This is a genomic window from Aequorivita sp. CRS11, assembly GCF_059693805.1.
Window position 1 is genome coordinate 575,616 of the sequence record NZ_JCATIG010000001.1, and the last position, 18,876, is coordinate 594,491.

Here is an 18,876-nt window from a genome sequence, read left to right on the forward strand (position 1 = left end):
TATGAAGGAAATTCTCGTGCGTACCATTTCGGGCGTATTATACATTTCGATCATCATTTTTGCAATGTTTACTTCGCGTGAATGGTTTATGGGGCTTTTCTTTGTACTTGCAGTTATCACTTTAAGTGAGTATCTAAAACTGGTTCACCTTACCAGTTATCTTGCATATTTTCTACTTGCTGCGAGTTTTTACTTTTTAAGCTATAACGTTTTTGCCGATAATGCAGTGTATCTCTTTTTAATATTGAGTGGTTTTGTGAACCTTTATCTTTTGAAGGATGTACTCTGGACGAGCAAAATCCCAATGTTCCAAAAGAAAAAATACATTACAGTCATATTCTATATTATTAGTGGTTTTGTATTTCTTACCCTTATTCCCGTGATGAATATTGACGGCAAGTTTATGCCAGAATTAATCGTTGCCGTTTTTATATTGGTTTGGAGCAACGATACGTTTGCCTATCTCATTGGATCAAAATTTGGAAAAAATAAACTGTTGGAACGCATTTCACCAAAAAAGACCGTTGAAGGTTTTGTAGGTGGCATGCTGGGCGCTCTTTTGGCAGGAATTGTTATCTTTAATGTATTGGAAAATTACAGTCCACTGGACGCCGAGAAGTACCCAATGTGGGTTTGGATAGTTATGGCCATAATTGTATCTATATTTGGTACAATTGGCGATTTAATTCAATCAAAATTTAAAAGGCAGGCAGGTGTTAAGGATAGCGGGATTATTATGCCGGGCCACGGCGGGTTATATGACAGACTGGATAGTATAATTTATGCCAGTCCGTTTGTTTATGCATTTTTATTAATAGTTGACAATGTTTCATAAAGAAGGTTTCAAAATTATATTTATAGCACTGGTAATTGTTATCGGGCTTAGCCTTTTGGCAAATGTTTTTGTGGGTAATCCAACTATTCGCGGTGGAATTATCATATCGCTAATTATTCTTTTGCTCTTGGTGTTACAGTTTTTCAGAAATCCAAAGCGGAACTTTTTGGTGAACCCACAACAAGTACTTTCATCCGTAGATGGAAAAGTTGTTGTAATAGAAGAGGTTTTTGAAAAGGAATATTTCAACGATAAAAGATTGCAGGTATCTGTTTTTATGAGCCCTATAAACGTTCATGTAACTCGGTATCCCATTGGCGGAAAAGTGGTTTACAGCAAATACCATCCAGGAAAATTTTTAGTGGCGTGGCATCCTAAATCTTCCGAAGAAAACGAACGTACTACTGTTGTGGTAAATAATGATGTTTTTGGAGATGTTTTGTTCCGTCAAATTGCCGGAGCAATGGCCAAACGAATTGTAAACTATGCCGAAATAAACCAAGAAGTGGAGCAAGCTTCAGACAGTGGTTTTATAAAATTTGGCTCGCGTGTAGATATATTTCTTCCACTTGACGCAAAAATAAAGGTAACCCTTGACCAAAAAGTAAAAGGCGGAATTTCAATAATCGCAGAGAAATAATGACCTCAGAAGAGCTTGACATAGCCTTTAAGAATGCCGTGAAGAGCATAAATGAACACACGGATCCATTTCCGGCAGATGTTTTATTGCGCCTGTATGCATACTATAAGCGCGCAACGAATGATGCCGATACTCCCAGTGGTGGCAAGCCCCATATCTCGGCATTTAAGACCAATGCACTTTTCCAAACGCGAGGCCTTACTGAAGATGAGGCCAAACAACTTTACATTGAAGCCGTAAATCAATACTTTTTGTACAGAAAGTAATTAGGCTTGCTGTGCCTTATTGAATTTTATTTCGTACTCCTCTATTGCTTCGCGGATTTTATCCACGTTTTCTGAAGCACGCTCATGTGCACCCTCCATCGCCTTTTCAAGGTCTTTATCCGAGTGCTGAAAAAGATCAGTAATCACGTGGTTAATTTTGTCAATAATACTTTTTTGGCTGTTCTTGATGTCTTGCAGTTTGTGAAGCATCCCTTGCATTTGTTCAAACTTTGCTTGATCCATGATTATTTTGTTTTGAAGCAAGTTAAAGTCAAATGCTATTGAAAATGAACAAATTAACCTCGATTTAAAATAAATTAAGAGATTTTAACGTGTTTAAATTTTATTTCAGTCCCGCCAAACTGGTTTTTAAAGTTTCAATCTTTGCAAGCGCATCTGCTTCTTTTTGTCTTTCCAAAGCAACCACTTGTTCCGGAGCGCCGCTCACAAAACGTTCGTTCTTCAGTTTGCCTTGCACACTTTTTAGGAAACCTTCTGTGTATTTCAATTCTTCGGAAAGCTTTGCTATCTCTTCCTCCACGTTTATAGCACCCGAGATTGGGATGAAGTATTCGTTGCTCTTTACGCGGAAAGTGAGCGCTCCCTCCAGTTTTTCTGAAATGTAATTTAATTCTGAAATGTTCCCCAGTTTTGCAATTACAGCATCAAACTCATTTGAGGCAATGTCATTATTAAGAACCGAAAGCTTGATTGTATCTTTAAAGGAAATATTCTTCTCTTTGCGAATGGTTCTAATTCCGGAGATCACTTCAGATGCAAATTCGAAATCTTTAATTATTTTTTCGTCAAAAGCTTGCTGTTTTGGCCATTCAGCAATTATCAGTGCTTCGGAAGTGTCGCGCTGGGTAATGTGCTGCCATATTTCTTCTGAAATGAATGGTACGAAAGGGTGTAATATCTTCAAATTATCCTCCAAAACGGAAATTACTTCCAAATAGGTTTTTTCTGAAATCTTTTCGCCGAAAGGTGGTTTTACCATTTCCAAAAGCCATGAACAGAAATCGTCCCAAACCAATTTGTAGGTTGCCATCAACGCATCGCTGATTCGGTATTTGTTGTAGTAATCTTCAATTTCGGTAAGCGTTTTTTGGAATTTGCTGCAGTACCATTTTAGGGCTATGATATCGCTTTGGGATTGATCCTTTTCCAAATCAACTTCCCAGCCATCAATCAAACGATATGCATTCCAGATTTTGTTTACAAAGGCACTTCCCTGTTTGCAAAGGTCTTCGTCAAACATTAAATCGTTCCCCGCTGGTGAGCTCAAAAGCATCCCCACGCGTACGCCGTCGGCTCCGTAGGTATCCATCAAATCTATAGGATCTGGGGAATTGCCTAAGGATTTACTCATCTTTCTTCGCTGCTTGTCACGAACAATTCCTGTTAGGTACACATTTGTGAATGGCTTTTCGTTTCTGTATTCATAACCTGCAATGATCATTCTGGCTACCCAAAAGAAAAGAATTTCGGGCGCGGTTACGAGGTCGTTGGTTGGATAATAGTAGTTTATTTCTTTGTTATCCGGCTCTAAGATTCCGTTAAAAACACTGATAGGCCAAAGCCAAGAAGAAAACCAAGTGTCCAGTGCATCAGGATCCTGTTTTAGGTTTTCAGTTGTCAGTTTTGGGTTGTCAGTTTTCTCCTTTGCGAGTATTAGGGCTTCTTCAATATTTTCAGCAACTACAAAATCCTCTTTCCCGTCGCCATAGAAATAGGCAGGAATCTGCTGTCCCCACCACAATTGGCGCGATATGTTCCAATCGCGAACGTTTTCCATCCAGTGACGATAAGTGTTAACGAACTTTTCGGGAACTAAGTTTACGTCTTTTTCAAGCACGGCATCCAAGGCAGGTTGCGCAAGTTCCTTCATCTTAAGAAACCACTGATCGCTCAGTTTTGGTTCTATCACAGCGCCGGTTCTTTCACTGGTTCCAACCTTGTGCATATGTGTTTCAATTTTTGAAACCACGCCCATTGCTTCAAGTTCCTTTACAATTTCCTTTCGAACCACAAAACGGTCTTTCCCCTCGTAATGAAGGCCAAAACTGTTTAACGTTCCATCGTCATTCAGGATATCTACAATTTCAAGGTTGTGCTTATCGCCAAGCATTTTGTCATTCTCATCGTGGGCAGGTGTAACTTTTAGACACCCTGTTCCGAATTCCACATCAACATATTCGTCTTCAATGATTGGAATTACACGGTCGCAAACTGGAACGATGGCTTTTTTGCCACGAAGGTGCGCAAAACGCTCGTCATTTGGATTTATGCAGATGGCGGTGTCACCCAAAATGGTTTCCGGTCGCGTGGTGGCAATGGTTAAAGTTTCATCGCTACCTTCAATTTTATAGTTTAAGTAATAGAGATTGCCTTGTTTTTCTTCGTAAATAACTTCTTCGTCAGAAAGGGTGGTCTTTGCCTGTGGGTCCCAATTTACCATTCGGTAGCCGCGGTAAATGTTTCCTTTTCGGTACAGATCAACGAATACCTTTATCACCGAAGCTGACATATCTTCATCCATGGTAAACTTGGTTCGTTCCCAATCGCAGGAGGCGCCGAGTTTCTTCAACTGCTCTAAAATAATCCCACCGTGCTTGTGGGTCCATTCCCAAGCGTGTTCCAAAAATTCCTCGCGGGAAAGGTTTGCTTTGTCAATGCCTTCGGTTTTTAATTTGGCTACAACTTTTGCCTCGGTAGCAATAGAAGCGTGGTCCGTGCCCGGTACCCAGCAAGCATTAAAGCCCTGCAAACGGGCACGGCGAATCAAAACATCCTGCAGGGTATTATTGAGCATGTGGCCCATATGAAGTACACCTGTAACATTTGGTGGCGGGATGACGATGGTGTATGGCGTTCTTTCGTCCACCTCAGAATGGAAATATTTATTCTCCATCCAGTAGCTATACCATTTGTTTTCAGTCTGTTTTGCATTGTATTTTGCCTCTAAAGCCATACTTTGGTCTGGTATTTGTGTAATGAGTTGCAAAAGTAATTATATCTAAAGGATAATAAAAGTGAATAAGTTATTTTGCTTGTTGTTCAAAAGTTATATACTTTAGCAATCATTAAAAACATAAAATCATGAAAAAATTAGCTCTTATGGCTCTTGTTGCCCTTATCGGTTTTACCGCCCAGGCACAGCAAGCAAAAATCAGTTTCAAGGAAGATACTGTGGATTACGGTACTATCGCCAAAGGCAGTGACGGCGTTCGCGTATTTGAGTTCACTAACACTGGCGATGCCCCGCTTATTATTAGTGATGTAAAGTCCAGCTGTGGCTGTACTGTTCCAAAAAAACCTAATGGTCCTATCGCCCCAGGGGCAAGTAGCACCATTGAGGTTAAATATGACACTAACCGTGTTGGCCCAATCAGAAAAACGGTTACAGTTTATTCCAATGCCAGCGAACCAATGGTAGCCTTAAAAATAAAAGGCGAAGTAATGAGCGACTCAACAAGCGTTCTAGAAAAAAGCTAAAAAAAATTACAATTAATAAAAAGTCCGGTTGAAGTAAAAATTCAACCGGACTTTTTTTTTAGAATACACTTTTCAGATTGAACTTGAATTTGTTTATATAATCGCCTCTTTTAATTTCTAGCGAAATTTTTTTGCCTTCATCTGAAGAAAACATCTCAATCAATTCATAAAGTTTATACTGATAGCAAGGCTTACCGTTTATAGTTAAAACCTCATCCCCTTTTATAACGCCTGCAATCGCAGCAGGCGAACCTTCGCGAACATCAGCCACAACATATTTTGGAACTAAGGAAAAATGCACCTCAGTTGTAATGGAAATGCTATTGACGGTAAGGCTTTCATTTTGGTTCATCCTATTGGTATTCACACTTGCCTGTCGCTCTTCCTTTACAAGTTCAAGACCTTCGTGTTCCAAAGTAATACCACTCATATTATAATTAAAAGGTTCTTTAAATTTTCGGTTTTTTTTAAAGCGAACTATCTTATTTGTATAATCAAATGTAACCGTAAACCTACTTAAAAACCCTCCCCCAACGCTACCGTCGCGTTCTTCATAATTGCGTGCTTTGAGAATTGCCTCCTCTTCAGGAAAAGATGTGTTAACTTCATTTAAATTAAAACTGCCCACAGATAGCCTTGGAATTCTCGTGCGTTTTCCGAAAATATTGCCACTCAGCCCTAAGCCCAAAAAATCCTTAAAATAATTTGGAGGAGACTCTTTGATGAAATCGGCCTTGTCAAAAAGCCACATTACATCGCTGGATCCAGAATCTACCAAAAGCGTTACTTCTTCCATAGCGTTTTTAGTTTCAACTTGTAGAGAGATATAAGGTTTACCTCCTACAAAGTTTAATGGCAAATCCTCACATTTTTTGCACGGCTTTAAACTGTATTTCTTGGGATTATATACAGTTATAACTTCCGCCGCATAATTGATTTTCACAATAAAATTCTGAAAAAATTCATTTCCCAAAATACCGTGAACCGGTATGCCCATTCGGGGCGAAAAGTTAAGTGTACTGTCAAAAATTATGTAAAGGTCATGGTCGTTATCTATGGCACTACCCACTTTTACTTTATTGTTCAAACTTCTTAAAGCCTCTACCGCCCCTCCCGCACCAAGGCCCTGGAGCATAACCGGAGTGGTATTTCGGAGCTGGAGACTGTCTGCTTCTTCTAAACTAAATAAAATAGTAGATTTCACCCCAGTATCCAGAATAAATGAAAGTGGGGTACCGTTGATTTCTATTTGAATAATCGGTAGATTGTTTACAAGCTTAAAAGGTATTTTATCCCTCTTTTTATCTGACTGAAGAAAAAACCCTGTTTGCGCCCCCAAAACAGCTGAAAAACAAAAAAAGAAGAGAAATACAAAGGCTTTATGCAAAATTTTAATAGTTTCTTTGAAAACACTTGAAGATATAAAAAAAAGCCGAATGTTGTTTCGGGCAGAGTGATTTTATAAAATATATTTTGCAACTTTGCCATAAACAAATTCACTATGCCGACAGTTTCACACAAAGGGAAAAACATGCCGGAATCACCTATTAGAAAGCTGGTTCCCTACGCCGAAAAAGCCTATAAAGCAAACAAAACCGTTTACCACCTTAACATAGGCCAGCCCGATATAAAATCGCCTGAGATTGCTATGGATGCTGTGGCGCACCACCATTTGGAAATTCTTGCTTATACCCGCTCTGAAGGTTCACAGGAATACCGTGAAAAAATTGCTAATTATTACAAAAAGAACAACATCCCAGTTGAGGCAAATGACATTATAGTCACGACCGGCGGTAGTGAAGCACTGTTATTTGCAATGGGCAGCATTGCCGATGCGGGAGATGAAATAATTATTCCTGAACCCTTTTACGCGAATTACAACGGTTTTGCAACAGCATCTGACGTAAAAATCGTGCCCGTTATTTCAAAGATTGAAGACAATTTTGCATTGCCTCCAATTTCAGAATTTGAAAAACTTATTACTCCAAAAACCAAGGCTATCCTTATCTGTAACCCCGGAAATCCTACAGGGTACCTCTATTCTAAAGAAGAAATACAGACCTTGGCCAAAATTGTAAAAAAACATGATTTATTCTTGGTTGCAGATGAAGTGTATCGCGAGTTTACCTATGACGGCTACAAACATTATTCAATTCTTGAAGAAGATAGCTTGGCCGAAAACGGAATCATCATCGATTCGGTTTCAAAAAGATACAGTATGTGCGGGGCACGCATTGGTTGTTTGGTTTCAAAAAACAAACAAGTTATTGCAACAGCCTTAAAATTTGCACAGGCCCGATTAAGCCCTCCAACGTTTGCACAAATTGCAAGTGAGGCTGCTTTGCAGACTCCCCAAAGTTATTTTGACGAAGTAATTTCCGAATATCAAGATAGAAGAAATACATTGGTTGCCGCACTAAAAGCCATTCCGGGCGTGCAAGTGGGCGAGCCGAAAGGAGCTTTTTATTGCATAGTTCAACTACCTGTAAAAAACAGTGATGCCTTTGCACAATGGCTTTTGGAAGAATTTGATGATAACGGCGAAACCATTATGGTAGCTCCTGCCGCAGGCTTCTATTCCAGTCCCGGAGTTGGTCTCAATCAAGTACGAATTGCGTATGTTTTGAAAAAGGAAAGCCTTATTAGAGCGGTTGAAATTCTAAAAATTGCGCTTCAAAAATATAAGGATTAATGCGGGTTGACGAAAACAAATCGCTTAAAAACCACAATACATTTGGCATAGATTGCAACGCCCGTTATTTTGTTTCGGTTGAAAGCATTGAAGAATTAAAACAGGCGCTTTCAGAGAAAACTTCCAAAAATCTTTTCATTTTAGGTGGCGGAAGCAATATGCTTCTTACAGGCGATTTGGATGCTTTTGTACTTCACATAAATTTAAAAGGAATTGAAATCCTAAAAGAAACCGATACCGAGGTTTTTGTAAAAGTAATGGCTGGGGAAAACTGGCACGAATTTGTTCAATATTGCATTGCGAACGATTTTGGCGGTTTGGAAAACCTTTCACTTATTCCCGGGAATGTAGGTACGGCTCCTATTCAAAATATTGGCGCTTACGGGGTGGAGCTCAAAGATACTTTTGTAAGCTGCAATACTGTTGAAATTGAAACTTTACAAGAGCGGGAATTCACAAAGGATGAATGCGCTTTTGAATACCGAAATTCCATCTTCAAAAATGAAGCGAAAGGAAAATACATAATTACCAGCGTTACATTTCGGTTGACAAAAAAAGACCACAAAACCAGTATTTCATACGGTGATATTCAGAAAGTCCTGAACGATAAAAAAATCGAAACCCCCACAATTAAAGACGTTTCAGAAGCGGTTATCGCTATTCGCCAATCAAAACTTCCAGACCCGAAGGTATTGGGCAACAGTGGCAGTTTTTTCAAAAATCCAGTTGTTGATGCTGAAACATTTCAGGAATTTAGAAGAAATTTTCCGGAGGCTCCTTTTTATGAGGTTTCGCCTACGGAATTTAAGATTCCCGCCGGGTGGCTCATCGAAAAAGCTGGTTTTAAAGGCCAACGTTTTGGTGATGCGGGAATACATAAAAACCAAGCCTTGGTTCTTGTGAATTATGGCAACGCGAGCGGAAAGCAAATTTGGCAACTCGCTATGGAAATCCAAAAAAAGGTAAAGGAAATGACCGGCATCTTTATTGAACCGGAAGTAAACGTTTTTTAATTTGCATTCAGCAAAGCATCCACAACGTAAACCGAACCATTTGACCCTTCTACACTGCCTTTAATCACTTTTGCTGTTGCACCTTTTCCATCTGCGACAACAAGTTCTTCACCAGATTTTGTAACCATTAAAGTAATACCGGCCAACGTTTTCAATTTGGCTTTGCCGCCTTTATCGATGGTTTGCATCAAAGTTGTTTTGTCGAAATTTCCTACCACAATATGCGATTTCAGCATTTCTATCAATTGCGCTTTGTTTTCCGGATTTGAATAAAACTTCCTCTTTTCAGCAGATAAGGACTCGATAGCGGCATCGGTAGGACCAAAAACAGTGAAGGGACCATCTTCATTGGAAAGCAGATCCGTCAATTCTGCAGTAACAAGGTAACTTGCAAATCTTTTTAGATACCCATCATTCATAACCCGGGCCATCACACTTTTAATAACCGCAATGTCCTGCGGTGTCAAATCTTTTTTGGCAGCCCTATTCTTTGGCAGTTCTGACACAGTATCAACAGCCACAGTTTCAGATTCTATCTTATCTGAATTTTGAGTGTCATTTTTACAGGAAAAATTGAGAAGGACAATTATGGAAAGTATCAAAAAACTTGTAGGTTTTAGCATCGTTAAATTATTTAAAATTGAGGCTAAAAATACTTAAAATCTGAGCAGAACAAAAAGAAAGATTGTATTTTTGCAACCTAAATATTTGAGATGAAACTTTTACTTATCACATTAGCTTTATTATTACTTGCCGTTGCCGGTATTGCCATAAAATTGTGGGCCAAAAAGGACGGGAAATTTGCCGGAACCTGTGCCAGCCAAAGCCCTTTTTTAAATAAAGAAGGTGAATCGTGCGGTTTCTGTGGAAAGACCCCAGATCAATTTGATTCTTGTAAAGAAGACACCCACAAAATAGAGGCAACTTCCAACTAATTGTTAATTAAAATTTCACTCTTATTCACAAAATTACAATCGTAAATCCCTATGGTGCTACTTTACGTTTTCGGCGCGGTCGCGTTGATTAACTGTGCTTATTACCTTCTCTTTTCGAAATTTTCATTTTTAAAAACTTCAGAAAAAATTACTTCGGAAAATTATCCGGTTTCCCTTATAATATGTGCCAAAAACGAAGCTGAAAATCTTCAGAAAAACATTCCGCTTTGGCAACAACAGCATTATTCAAACTTTGAAATCATTCTTATAAACGACGCCTCGGTTGACGAAACCTTGGAGGTAATGGAAAGCTTTGCCCAGAACGACCCCCGAATACAAATTGTAAACGTGAAAAACAACGAAGCCTTTTGGGCCAATAAAAAATATGCCCTCACTTTAGGAATAAAACGCGCAAAAAACACGCGATTGGTTTTCACGGATGCCGACTGTTACCCAGCTTCCGATGATTGGTTGGCCACAATGGCTTCAAAATTTTCTGATGAAAAGCAGTTGATTCTTGGCTACGGTGCTTATGAAAAACAGTCCGGATTTTTGAACAAAATGATCCGTTTTGAAACTTTAATGACGGCAGTTCAATATTTCTCCTACGCCAAGGCTGGAAACCCGTATATGGGCGTGGGCCGCAATTTAGCTTACACCAGCAACCTATATTATGACAACAATGGCTTTATGAGCCACATCAAAATACCTTCTGGCGATGATGACCTTTTTGTGAACGAAGCCGCCACTGCAAAAAATGTTGCTATATGTACAGATGCAAAAGCATTTACTTATTCACTTCCGAAGAAGAAAAAGAAAAAATGGCTCCTTCAAAAAAAGAGGCACTACTCCACTGCTAAACTCTATAAACCCAAACACCGCATTCTTTTAGGGGCTTATTACCTAAGTAATTTATTTTTTTGGATGTTGGCAATAGCCACAATGTTTACGGAATTCTGGTATTTTGGTTTGGCCGTAATTTTTATACGCCTTGTTTTTCAGTATATTATAATTGGAAATGCCGCAAAAAAACTAAAGGAACAGGATTTGGTACTGTTTATTCCTTTTTATGAATTGTTTTTAGTCTTCACACAATTAAGTATCTTTATTTCCAACAGCGGCGAAAAAAACTCGCGATGGAAATAACTTCGGAAGAAATAGCACTACATATTGAAAAAGCAAAAAAAGGCAAACAGGGCGCTTTCAAGTTTCTGTTAGATTATTTTTGGAACGAAGTGTTCGGTTTTCAAATGAAAAGAGTGCGTAACGAGCACGAAGCAGAGGATATTACCATCGAAACTTTTGCTAAGGCTTTTGACAAAATTGAAACTTTTGACGAAAACTATACTTTTTCAACGTGGCTTATTACCATTTCAAAAAACATCCAAATAGACAAAACGCGTAAAAAAAACGCCTCTATCTATTCAAATACTACAGATGCTTCCAACGAGCAGGTCCAGAAAATTGCGGACCACTCGCCCACTCCGGAAGATAAATTGATTAGGGAGCAAAACTTGGCTGAACTTTTACGTTACATAAAACAACTAAAACCGCATTATCAGGAAGTAATAAACCTGCGGTATTTTCAGGAAATGAGTTATAATGAAATCTCCGAAACATTGGAAGAGCCATTAAACAACGTAAAGGTTAGACTGCTTCGGGCGCGAAAACTGCTAGCTGAAATCATTACGCAGCAAGATTAGTTATTACAAATACTAAAAAAATCAAGTTCCAAATTCAAAAAAAAATGGAGTTTTCCATTTGGGGGTTAGGGGGCTTTTTTTCGTACTTTTGTTACCCTTATGAGCACAGAAACTTTGGAAATTCAAAAGCCCGCACCAAAACCAAAATGGATTCGCGTTAAGCTTCCCACGGGAAAAAAATATACTGAGCTGCGTGGCGTAGTTGAGAAATATAAACTGCACACCATATGTACTTCTGGCAGTTGCCCCAATATGGGTGAATGTTGGGGCGAGGGCACTGCAACCTTTATGATTTTAGGAAATATTTGCACCCGTTCCTGCGGTTTTTGTGGCGTAAGAACTGGTCGGCCCGAGACTATTGCCTGGGATGAACCTGAAAAAGTTGCCCGCTCCATTAAATTGATGAACATAAAACACGCGGTAATTACCTCTGTTGACCGTGACGATATAAAAGATATGGGTTCCATTATTTGGGCCGAAACCGTGAAGGCAATACGTAGAATGAACCCCGAAACCACACTGGAAACCCTGATCCCAGATTTTCAGGGAAATACCCGAAACATAGATCGCATTATTGCCGTGAGGCCCGAAATTGTAAGTCATAATATGGAAACGGTAAAACGGTTGACGCGCGAGGTAAGAATACAGGCGAAATACGAACGCAGTCTTGAAGTTTTGAACTATTTGAAACATACCGGTAAACTGCGCACAAAAAGTGGGATCATGCTCGGTTTGGGAGAAATGGAAGAAGAAGTGATCCAGACTATGAAAGATTTACGCAACGTTGGGCTGGATGTATTGACTATTGGGCAGTATTTACAGCCTTCAAAAAAACATCTTCCAGTTAAGGAGTTTATTACTCCAGAACAGTTTAAAAAATATGAAACCATAGGTTTGGAAATGGGCTTTCGCCACGTGGAAAGTGGTGCCTTGGTTCGATCCTCATATAAGGCACAAAAGCATCTTACCTAATTAATTTCAGAAAATGAATAAAAAGACAACTGTCGGCATCAATGGTTTTGGCCGAATTGGCCGGAATGTTTTTAGGCTATTGCTCAATCATCCTACGATAGAAGTGATAGCAATAAATGATCTTGCCGATACCAAAACATTAAGCCATCTTTTAAAATACGACAGTATTCACGGAGTTTTAAAGGAAGATATTGAATATACAGAAAATGAAGTTTCGGTCGCTGGAAAAAAAGTGAAATTTTCTTCGGAAAAAAATATAGAAGATATTTCCTGGGGAAATGTTGACATTGTTGTGGAATGCACGGGCAAATTCAAAACTAAAAAACAACTGGAAAACCATTTAAGAAACGGAGCAAAAAAGGTAATACTTTCAGTGCCGCCTTTGGAGGATGATATAAAAACTGTTGTATTGGGTGTAAATGATAACACCCTCTCGCCCGAAGATTTGATTATTTCAAATGCTTCCTGCACCACCAATAATGCTGCGCCGATGCTAAAAATAATCAACGAACTTTGCGGCATTGAACAAGCCTATATCACTACTGTCCACTCCTACACCACAGACCAAAGCTTGCACGACCAACCCCATAGGGACTTACGGCGTGCACGCGCTGCGGGACAATCTATCGTACCCACAACGACGGGTGCCGCAAAGGCTTTGACCAAAATATTTCCCGAACTTTCTGAGGTAATTGGCGGTTGCGGAATCCGTGTTCCCGTTCCGAACGGTTCATTAACCGATATAACCTTAAACGTTAAAAAAGAGGTTTCAATTGAAGAGATAAACAATGCTTTCAAAAATGCTTCGGAAAATTCACTTGCTGGAATTCTTCAATATACAGAAGACCCAATTGTTTCCATAGATATTGTAGGCAATACAAATTCATGCATTTTTGATGCGGGAATGACTTCAGTTGTAGGAAAGATGGTAAAAATAATAGGGTGGTATGATAATGAAATTGGGTATTCATCTAGAATTATAGATTTAATTGATAGAATTTCTGCGAAATAACTATATTTATTGCCCTTTTAAACTAACCAATGCGCCAACTGATTTTAAAATACAAGATTTTCTTGCCCCTTATTTTGTGTTTACTGGTTTCAGGCAATTCCACTTCAGCGCAAATTAAGGATACCATTGTGACCATAAAACAGTTGCAGTATTCAGCCAGCAAAGCACTGGAAACTGAAAACTTCATGGAAGCGGTGAAAAACCTGAACGATGCCAACAAACTGGCAATGCTCCCGAAATATAGAAGTTATAAGCCAGATGTAGAATTAAGTATTGCAGAGCTTTACTATAATTTGGAATATTTTGACAAGGCGGTTGCTGAAACAAAAAAAGCAATTGAAAATGGCGAAACCTATAAAAATTTCTATAAACTGGCAAAAGCTTATAATCTTTATGGAATTATTCTAGTTTCAAATGGTAAGACTGAAATAGCTGAAAAATACTTAAGTAAGGCTGACTCAATCTATACCGATCTCAATGATGAAAAAAGTAAGGCAAACGTACTTTATGGCAAAGGTCTGCTAGAGATTCGGCTAGGTAATTATGAAAAAGCCATTTCATATTTAAAACCGGCTGCACAAAGCTTTAAGGAACAAGGTTTATTGTATCAAGAAGTGGGTGCATATAGCAGTACTGCAGATGCGCTTTCACTAATGAATCCTGAAATATACCCTCGCCCATTGCAGGAAGCTAGGAACCTTTTAAAAACTGTCACCGAAATTTCATATTCACAAGGTTTCACAAAGTATATTGTAGAAAGCCATCGAATCAATTCACAGATTTTGATTGCAGAAAAGATGAATTCCAAAGCAGAGGAAGAGCTTAAATATTACTTTAACCGAAAAGATTCGCTACGCCAAATTCACTTAAAAGCAATTGAACGCGGAATTCAAGCAGAATCTGCAATTGGCGATTTGAATGAAATAATTGCAAACCAACAGGATGACCTTAGCAAACAGGAAAAGTCATTGTTTTTTGGAAAACTTACCGGGTGGCTCAGCATTGCCTTAATCCTGATACTTTCACTATTGACGCTTTCGCTTTATAAAAACAATAATTTAAGAGCAAAAGCAAATGAGCTGCTACAGGACAAAAACACAGAATTGCAGGAGGCAAAGGAAAATGCAGAAAAAGCTTCGCAGGCTAAGGCACAATTTCTTTCAACCATTACCCACGAACTGCGAACACCTATGTACACGGTTACCGGTTTAACGCATCTACTTTTGGAGGAAGACCCGAAACCTGAACAAAAAGAACATCTAAATTCATTAAAATTTTCAGGAGAATATCTGTTATCGCTAATCAACAATATTCTCGATCTCAATAAATTAGAGGCCAATAAGGTTGAAATTGAAAAAGCGCCCTTCAATCTGAAAAAGCGGATAGACGGGGTGTTGATTGCCCTTAAAAAATCTGCGGAGGCCAAAAACAACAATGTTCATTACGAATACGACCCAACTTTACCAAATGAAGTAATGGGAGATTCATTAAAGATTTCCCAAATACTCATTAACCTTATCAGCAACTCCATCAAGTTTACCGAAAATGGTGATATCTGGGTACGGGTAAAAAATGCCGAAAAATCCGCCAAAAAGGTAGTAGTCCATTTTGAAGTGGAAGATACGGGAGACGGGATTTCCAAGAAGAAACAAAACACAATTTTTGAATCTTTTTCACAAGGTTCGCTTCAAATAAACCGAAAATATGGCGGCACGGGCCTTGGTCTTTCTATTGTGAAAAATCTTCTGGAGCTCATGGGGAGCAAAATATTTTTGGAGAGTAAACTGGGAGAAGGCTCCAAGTTTTGGTTCAATATAAATTATGACATCGCCGAGTCGGAAACCAACATAACCGACCCAAAAAATATGGAGGTTGTACTGGATAACGACATATTTGAAAACAAGGCAGTTATGATTGTTGAAGACAACAAAATTAACCAAATGATTACCAAGAAAATTCTTGAAAAGAAAAAAATGGCATGTACTGTGGTTGATAACGGGATGGACGCTATAAAGCACGCCAAAGAACAAGATTTTGATGTAATTTTAATGGACATTCATATGCCAGGAATTAGCGGAATTGAAGCCACTAAAAAAATCCGTGAATTCAATAAAACAGTGCCAATTATTGCTTTGACCGCAATTACGATTGAAGAAAATCTGGAGGATTTCTACAAAGCAGGCTTTAACGAATTTATCCCCAAACCCTTCAATGCAGAAGATTTTTTCGAAAAGATAAATAGAGTGCTGCGCAGCAATGATTTTTTGGTGAAGTAATTACTTCTTATCTTTTATTACTACTTCAATGCTACTTTTAAAATTAACCTCTTCTTCATTTAAAATTACTGTCCTAATCGGCAGATAAAAGATTTCCGTTACTTTTGAAAGTGCTTGCAGTCGCATAAAATCCTTTTCGGTAGTAAGTATTACAGGATGTTTTTTTAATTCGTCAATTTCAAAAGAAGTAAAATTATGATGATCCGGAAATGATTTTTCTTTAAAGTTCAACCCTTTTTTTTTCAAGTAGTCTATCAAAGGTCTTGGATTCGCAATACCCGTAACCAAAAGAAATTTTTCGTTTTTTAAATATGATAGCGGTTTTTTTTCCTTCGGATTTTTTATTTCTGAAGCATATCCGATTTTTGAAAAATAAATTTTCTGATGCGGTTTCGGATCCAGTTTTCGTTTTATGGCTTCCATTGTGAAATCGGAAATGTCATCGGGACATTTAGTAACAACAATCACATCAGCCCGCTCTGCTCCATATTTTGGCTCGCGTAGGTTTCCCTTGGGAAGCATACAATCATTCACATACAGTTTATCAAAAGAAGTGAGTAATATATTCAGCGAAGCCTTTACTTTTCTATGCTGAAAGGCATCGTCAAGCAAAATTACATCAGCCTTACTTTGCAATTTTTCAATTCCAGTTCGGCGATCTTCACATACTGCAGCTGTTATTTCTGGAAATTTCTTTTTGAATTGAAGCGGCTCATCGCCTACTTCTTCCACAGTATTTACTATTGAAACTTCGCGATAGCCTGAAGTTTTTCGTTTATAACCGCGGCTTAAAACCGCAACTTTCTGTTTATGTTCTAAAAAGGAAACCAACAATTCTATCATTGGGGACTTTCCGGTTCCTCCCGTGGAAAGGTTTCCCACACAAATAACCGGTAAATCATACTTCTTGCTCTTTAAAATTCCCTTGTTATATAGAAAATTTCGAATAGCCGTAATGCCACCGTACAATAGTGAAAAAGGAAATAATAACTTGCGCAGAAAATTCATAGAACGAAAGTACTAATTCCGCAGAAATTGAGGATTGCTTTAAAATAAAAATAGAAGTCACTGAAAATTCCATAAACTGTTATCTTTACTGAAAATGTAAAAAAATGAAGGTAAAAGAAGTAATTGCGGTCCTTGAAGAGCTCTCACCGCTATCCTATTCAGAAGGTTTTGACAATACAGGATTATTGGTAGGTGACGCCAATGCAACTGTTTCGGGAATATTGGTAACGCTGGATACATTAGAAACCGTAGTGGATGAAGCCATCGCAAAAAACTGCAACCTCATCGTTAGCTTTCATCCGATTATTTTCTCGGGATTGAAAAAAATTACGGGCAAAACATATGTTGAACGTGTAGTTCAGAAAGCAATAAAGCACGATATCGCTATATTTTCAAACCACACCGCGCTGGACAATTCATGGAATGGCGTGAACGCAATAATTTGTAAAAAACTTGGATTGAAGAATAGAGCCGTTTTAATTCCCCAAACTGAAACCATTAAAAAGCTCATCACGTTTGTCCCTTCAAAAGATGCTGAAAAAGTTAGAAATGCCCTTTTTGCAGTAGGTGCCGGCAATATTGGCAACTATGAAAATTGCAGTTTCAATATTGAGGGAAAAGGCAGTTTTAAAGGCAATGAAGACTCCAATCCCGTAATCGGGAAAAAAGGCGAAACCCATTTTGAGGATGAAACGCAAATTGGGATTACTTTTGAGAAACACCTTCAAAACAATATTTTAAAAGCTTTGTTTGAAGAACATCCCTATGAGGAGGTAGCTTATGAAATAACCACACTTGAAAACCAAAATCAACATTTAGGGATGGGGATGATTGGCGAATTTGAAAATGGCCTGGATGAAAAAGAGTTCTTGCAATTTCTGAAAAAAACGATGAAAACAGATTGTGTGCGCCACTCAGCATTGCTTCACAAATCAATTAAAAGAGTTGCAGTTCTCGGCGGAAGCGGAAGTTTTGCCATAGATGCCGCAAAAAATGCTGGCGCCGATGCATTTATTTCGGCAGATTTTAAATATCACGACTTCTTTAAGGCAGAAAACACAATGCTTTTGGCAGATATTGGGCATTATGAAAGCGAACAGTACACAAAAGACCATTTACATTCTTTCCTTAAGAAAAAAATTACTAATTTTGCAGTCCTTTTATCACAAACAAATACCAATCCTATTAGCTATTTATAATTTATGGCAACAAAAACCGAAGTTACTGTTGAAGAGAAGTTAAGAGCCTTGTATGATCTGCAGCTTATTGATTCCAGAATTGATGAAATAAGAAGCGTTCGTGGCGAACTTCCTTTGGAAGTTGAAGATCTTGAGGACGAGGTGGCAGGAATGAACACCCGTTTGGAAAAGCTTAAGGCAGACCTTGAGGTAATTGAAGACCAAATCAAGGAAAAGAAGAACAACATTGAAGAGTCTAAAGCGCTCATCAAAAAATATACTGCTCAACAGGACAACGTTCGCAACAATCGTGAATACAACTCTTTAAGTAAGGAAGTTGAATTTCAAGAGCTTGAAATTCAGCTTGCAGAGAAAAACATCAAAGAATATCGCGCACAAATAGAGCAGAAAAATCAAGTAATCGAAGATACAAAAGCACGTTTTGACGAGCGCTCAGAGCATTTGAAGCACAAACAGAACGAGCTTGACGAAATCCTGAAAGAAACCGAGAAAGAAGAGCAGACCCTAATCAAGGAGTCTGAAAATTTTGAGACTCAAATTGAGCCACGTCTTATAAAGGCATACAAGCGCATTCGCACGAATGTTAAAAATGGCTTGGCTGTAGTTGCCGTGGAGCGTGGTGCTTCCGGCGGTTCTTTCTTCACCATTCCACCACAGGTGCAAATGGAGATTGCAGGCCGCAAAAAAATTATTACAGATGAGCACAGTGGCCGTATCTTGGTTGATCCAGATTTAGCTGCCGAAGAGCGAGAGAAAATGGAAGCTAAGTTTGCAAAGCTTAAATAAAAATAACCTTCAATTATAACAAAGCCTTCACATTATGTGGA

General features: G+C 38.6%; 19 protein-coding genes. 14 read left to right on the forward strand and 5 right to left on the reverse strand.

What is annotated here, in order from left to right; translation table 11 throughout:
- Window position 1: 1 nt before the first annotated feature.
- The 3 genes from AC58DT_RS02810 to AC58DT_RS02820 are packed head-to-tail and all read left to right on the forward strand — an operon-like array spanning window position 2 to window position 1,741.
- Window positions 2-835, forward strand: coding sequence for a phosphatidate cytidylyltransferase (locus AC58DT_RS02810; protein WP_497215271.1), 834 nt, complete (start codon window positions 2-4; stop codon window positions 833-835).
- The gene (locus AC58DT_RS02815) at window positions 825-1,475 is read left to right on the forward strand and encodes a phosphatidylserine decarboxylase family protein (RefSeq protein WP_497215272.1); all 651 of its coding nucleotides are present in this window, start codon (window positions 825-827) and stop codon (window positions 1,473-1,475) included. The genes AC58DT_RS02810 and AC58DT_RS02815 overlap by 11 nt, the downstream gene beginning before the upstream one ends.
- Window positions 1,475-1,741 (forward strand): acyl-CoA-binding protein, encoded by a 267-nt coding sequence (locus AC58DT_RS02820; protein WP_497215273.1) that lies wholly within the window; start codon window positions 1,475-1,477, stop codon window positions 1,739-1,741. Before AC58DT_RS02815 ends, AC58DT_RS02820 begins: the two co-directional genes overlap by 1 nt.
- Here the strand turns inward: AC58DT_RS02820 and AC58DT_RS02825 are convergent, their stop codons facing one another.
- Together AC58DT_RS02825 and AC58DT_RS02830 are read right to left on the reverse strand one after the other, a co-directional pair.
- Window positions 1,742-1,984 (reverse strand): hypothetical protein, encoded by a 243-nt coding sequence (locus AC58DT_RS02825; protein ID WP_497215274.1) that lies wholly within the window; start codon window positions 1,982-1,984, stop codon window positions 1,742-1,744.
- A 100-nt stretch (window positions 1,985-2,084) separates the two neighbouring features.
- Window positions 2,085-4,715 carry a valine--tRNA ligase gene (locus tag AC58DT_RS02830; protein WP_497215275.1) on the reverse strand — a complete coding sequence of 877 codons (2,631 nt, stop codon included), beginning with the start codon at window positions 4,713-4,715 and terminating at the stop codon, window positions 2,085-2,087.
- A 128-nt stretch (window positions 4,716-4,843) separates the two neighbouring features.
- On the opposite strand from AC58DT_RS02830, the gene AC58DT_RS02835 reads away from it, so the two are divergent.
- On the forward strand, window positions 4,844-5,239 hold the full coding sequence (locus AC58DT_RS02835; protein ID WP_497215276.1) for a DUF1573 domain-containing protein: 396 nt from the start codon (window positions 4,844-4,846) through the stop codon (window positions 5,237-5,239).
- Window positions 5,240-5,297: 58 nt separating this feature from the next.
- On the opposite strand, the gene AC58DT_RS02840 is transcribed toward AC58DT_RS02835, so the two are convergent.
- Window positions 5,298-6,626 carry an aspartyl protease family protein gene (locus tag AC58DT_RS02840; protein WP_497215277.1) on the reverse strand — a complete coding sequence of 443 codons (1,329 nt, stop codon included), beginning with the start codon at window positions 6,624-6,626 and terminating at the stop codon, window positions 5,298-5,300.
- Window positions 6,627-6,740: 114 nt separating this feature from the next.
- On the opposite strand from AC58DT_RS02840, the gene AC58DT_RS02845 reads away from it, so the two are divergent.
- On the forward strand, window positions 6,741-7,931 hold the full coding sequence (locus AC58DT_RS02845) for a pyridoxal phosphate-dependent aminotransferase (RefSeq protein WP_497215278.1): 1,191 nt from the start codon (window positions 6,741-6,743) through the stop codon (window positions 7,929-7,931).
- Window positions 7,931-8,944: a UDP-N-acetylmuramate dehydrogenase gene (gene murB / locus AC58DT_RS02850; RefSeq protein WP_497215279.1), complete on the forward strand. Its 1,014-nt coding sequence runs from the start codon at window positions 7,931-7,933 to the stop codon at window positions 8,942-8,944. The genes AC58DT_RS02845 and murB overlap by 1 nt, the downstream gene beginning before the upstream one ends.
- On the opposite strand, the gene AC58DT_RS02855 is transcribed toward murB, so the two are convergent.
- On the reverse strand, window positions 8,941-9,567 hold the full coding sequence (locus AC58DT_RS02855) for a fasciclin domain-containing protein (protein ID WP_497215280.1): 627 nt from the start codon (window positions 9,565-9,567) through the stop codon (window positions 8,941-8,943). The two genes, murB and AC58DT_RS02855, sit on opposite strands and share 4 nt — an antisense overlap.
- A gap of 90 nt (window positions 9,568-9,657) precedes the next feature.
- Here AC58DT_RS02855 and AC58DT_RS02860 point away from each other — a divergent pair, with 90 nt between their 5' ends.
- From AC58DT_RS02860 to AC58DT_RS02885, 6 genes are all read left to right on the forward strand, one after another.
- Window positions 9,658-9,879, forward strand: coding sequence for a membrane or secreted protein (locus tag AC58DT_RS02860; protein ID WP_497215281.1), 222 nt, complete (start codon window positions 9,658-9,660; stop codon window positions 9,877-9,879).
- A gap of 51 nt (window positions 9,880-9,930) precedes the next feature.
- Window positions 9,931-11,025 carry a glycosyltransferase gene (locus tag AC58DT_RS02865; RefSeq protein ID WP_497215282.1) on the forward strand — a complete coding sequence of 365 codons (1,095 nt, stop codon included), beginning with the start codon at window positions 9,931-9,933 and terminating at the stop codon, window positions 11,023-11,025.
- The gene (locus AC58DT_RS02870; protein ID WP_497215283.1) at window positions 11,016-11,582 is read left to right on the forward strand and encodes an RNA polymerase sigma factor; all 567 of its coding nucleotides are present in this window, start codon (window positions 11,016-11,018) and stop codon (window positions 11,580-11,582) included. Before AC58DT_RS02865 ends, AC58DT_RS02870 begins: the two co-directional genes overlap by 10 nt.
- 99 nt (window positions 11,583-11,681) lie before the next feature.
- The gene (gene lipA / locus AC58DT_RS02875; RefSeq protein ID WP_497215284.1) at window positions 11,682-12,554 is read left to right on the forward strand and encodes a lipoyl synthase; all 873 of its coding nucleotides are present in this window, start codon (window positions 11,682-11,684) and stop codon (window positions 12,552-12,554) included.
- Window positions 12,555-12,567: 13 nt separating this feature from the next.
- The gene (gene gap, locus AC58DT_RS02880) at window positions 12,568-13,566 is read left to right on the forward strand and encodes a type I glyceraldehyde-3-phosphate dehydrogenase (RefSeq protein WP_497215285.1); all 999 of its coding nucleotides are present in this window, start codon (window positions 12,568-12,570) and stop codon (window positions 13,564-13,566) included.
- 29 nt (window positions 13,567-13,595) lie between these two features.
- Window positions 13,596-15,842, forward strand: a complete 2,247-nt coding sequence (locus AC58DT_RS02885; protein WP_497215286.1) for a response regulator — start codon at window positions 13,596-13,598, stop codon at window positions 15,840-15,842.
- Here the strand turns inward: AC58DT_RS02885 and lpxK are convergent, their stop codons facing one another.
- Entirely contained in the window at window positions 15,843-16,850 is a 1,008-nt protein-coding gene (gene lpxK, locus AC58DT_RS02890) for a tetraacyldisaccharide 4'-kinase (RefSeq protein WP_497215287.1), read from the reverse strand.
- 104 nt (window positions 16,851-16,954) lie between these two features.
- On the opposite strand from lpxK, the gene AC58DT_RS02895 reads away from it, so the two are divergent.
- Both AC58DT_RS02895 and AC58DT_RS02900 read left to right on the forward strand, forming a co-directional pair.
- The gene (locus AC58DT_RS02895; protein WP_497215288.1) at window positions 16,955-18,049 is read left to right on the forward strand and encodes a Nif3-like dinuclear metal center hexameric protein; all 1,095 of its coding nucleotides are present in this window, start codon (window positions 16,955-16,957) and stop codon (window positions 18,047-18,049) included.
- Between the two features lie 3 nt (window positions 18,050-18,052).
- Window positions 18,053-18,835 (forward strand): zinc ribbon domain-containing protein, encoded by a 783-nt coding sequence (locus tag AC58DT_RS02900; protein WP_497215290.1) that lies wholly within the window; start codon window positions 18,053-18,055, stop codon window positions 18,833-18,835.
- The last annotated feature ends 41 nt before the right edge of the window (window positions 18,836-18,876 follow it).

Coding starts and splice junctions, on each gene's coding strand:
- AC58DT_RS02810 (WP_497215271.1), top strand. CDS start 2: ATGAAGGAAATTCTCGTGCGTACCATTTCGGGCGTATTATACATTTCG.
- AC58DT_RS02815 (WP_497215272.1), top strand. CDS start 825: ATGTTTCATAAAGAAGGTTTCAAAATTATATTTATAGCACTGGTAATT.
- AC58DT_RS02820 (WP_497215273.1), top strand. CDS start 1,475: ATGACCTCAGAAGAGCTTGACATAGCCTTTAAGAATGCCGTGAAGAGC.
- AC58DT_RS02825 (WP_497215274.1), bottom strand. CDS start 1,984: ATGGATCAAGCAAAGTTTGAACAAATGCAAGGGATGCTTCACAAACTG.
- AC58DT_RS02830 (WP_497215275.1), bottom strand. CDS start 4,715: ATGGCTTTAGAGGCAAAATACAATGCAAAACAGACTGAAAACAAATGG.
- AC58DT_RS02835 (WP_497215276.1), top strand. CDS start 4,844: ATGAAAAAATTAGCTCTTATGGCTCTTGTTGCCCTTATCGGTTTTACC.
- AC58DT_RS02845 (WP_497215278.1), top strand. CDS start 6,741: ATGCCGACAGTTTCACACAAAGGGAAAAACATGCCGGAATCACCTATT.
- murB (WP_497215279.1), top strand. CDS start 7,931: ATGCGGGTTGACGAAAACAAATCGCTTAAAAACCACAATACATTTGGC.
- AC58DT_RS02855 (WP_497215280.1), bottom strand. CDS start 9,567: ATGCTAAAACCTACAAGTTTTTTGATACTTTCCATAATTGTCCTTCTC.
- AC58DT_RS02860 (WP_497215281.1), top strand. CDS start 9,658: ATGAAACTTTTACTTATCACATTAGCTTTATTATTACTTGCCGTTGCC.
- AC58DT_RS02865 (WP_497215282.1), top strand. CDS start 9,931: ATGGTGCTACTTTACGTTTTCGGCGCGGTCGCGTTGATTAACTGTGCT.
- AC58DT_RS02870 (WP_497215283.1), top strand. CDS start 11,016: ATGGAAATAACTTCGGAAGAAATAGCACTACATATTGAAAAAGCAAAA.
- lipA (WP_497215284.1), top strand. CDS start 11,682: ATGAGCACAGAAACTTTGGAAATTCAAAAGCCCGCACCAAAACCAAAA.
- gap (WP_497215285.1), top strand. CDS start 12,568: ATGAATAAAAAGACAACTGTCGGCATCAATGGTTTTGGCCGAATTGGC.
- AC58DT_RS02885 (WP_497215286.1), top strand. CDS start 13,596: ATGCGCCAACTGATTTTAAAATACAAGATTTTCTTGCCCCTTATTTTG.
- lpxK (WP_497215287.1), bottom strand. CDS start 16,850: ATGAATTTTCTGCGCAAGTTATTATTTCCTTTTTCACTATTGTACGGT.
- AC58DT_RS02895 (WP_497215288.1), top strand. CDS start 16,955: ATGAAGGTAAAAGAAGTAATTGCGGTCCTTGAAGAGCTCTCACCGCTA.
- AC58DT_RS02900 (WP_497215290.1), top strand. CDS start 18,053: ATGGCAACAAAAACCGAAGTTACTGTTGAAGAGAAGTTAAGAGCCTTG.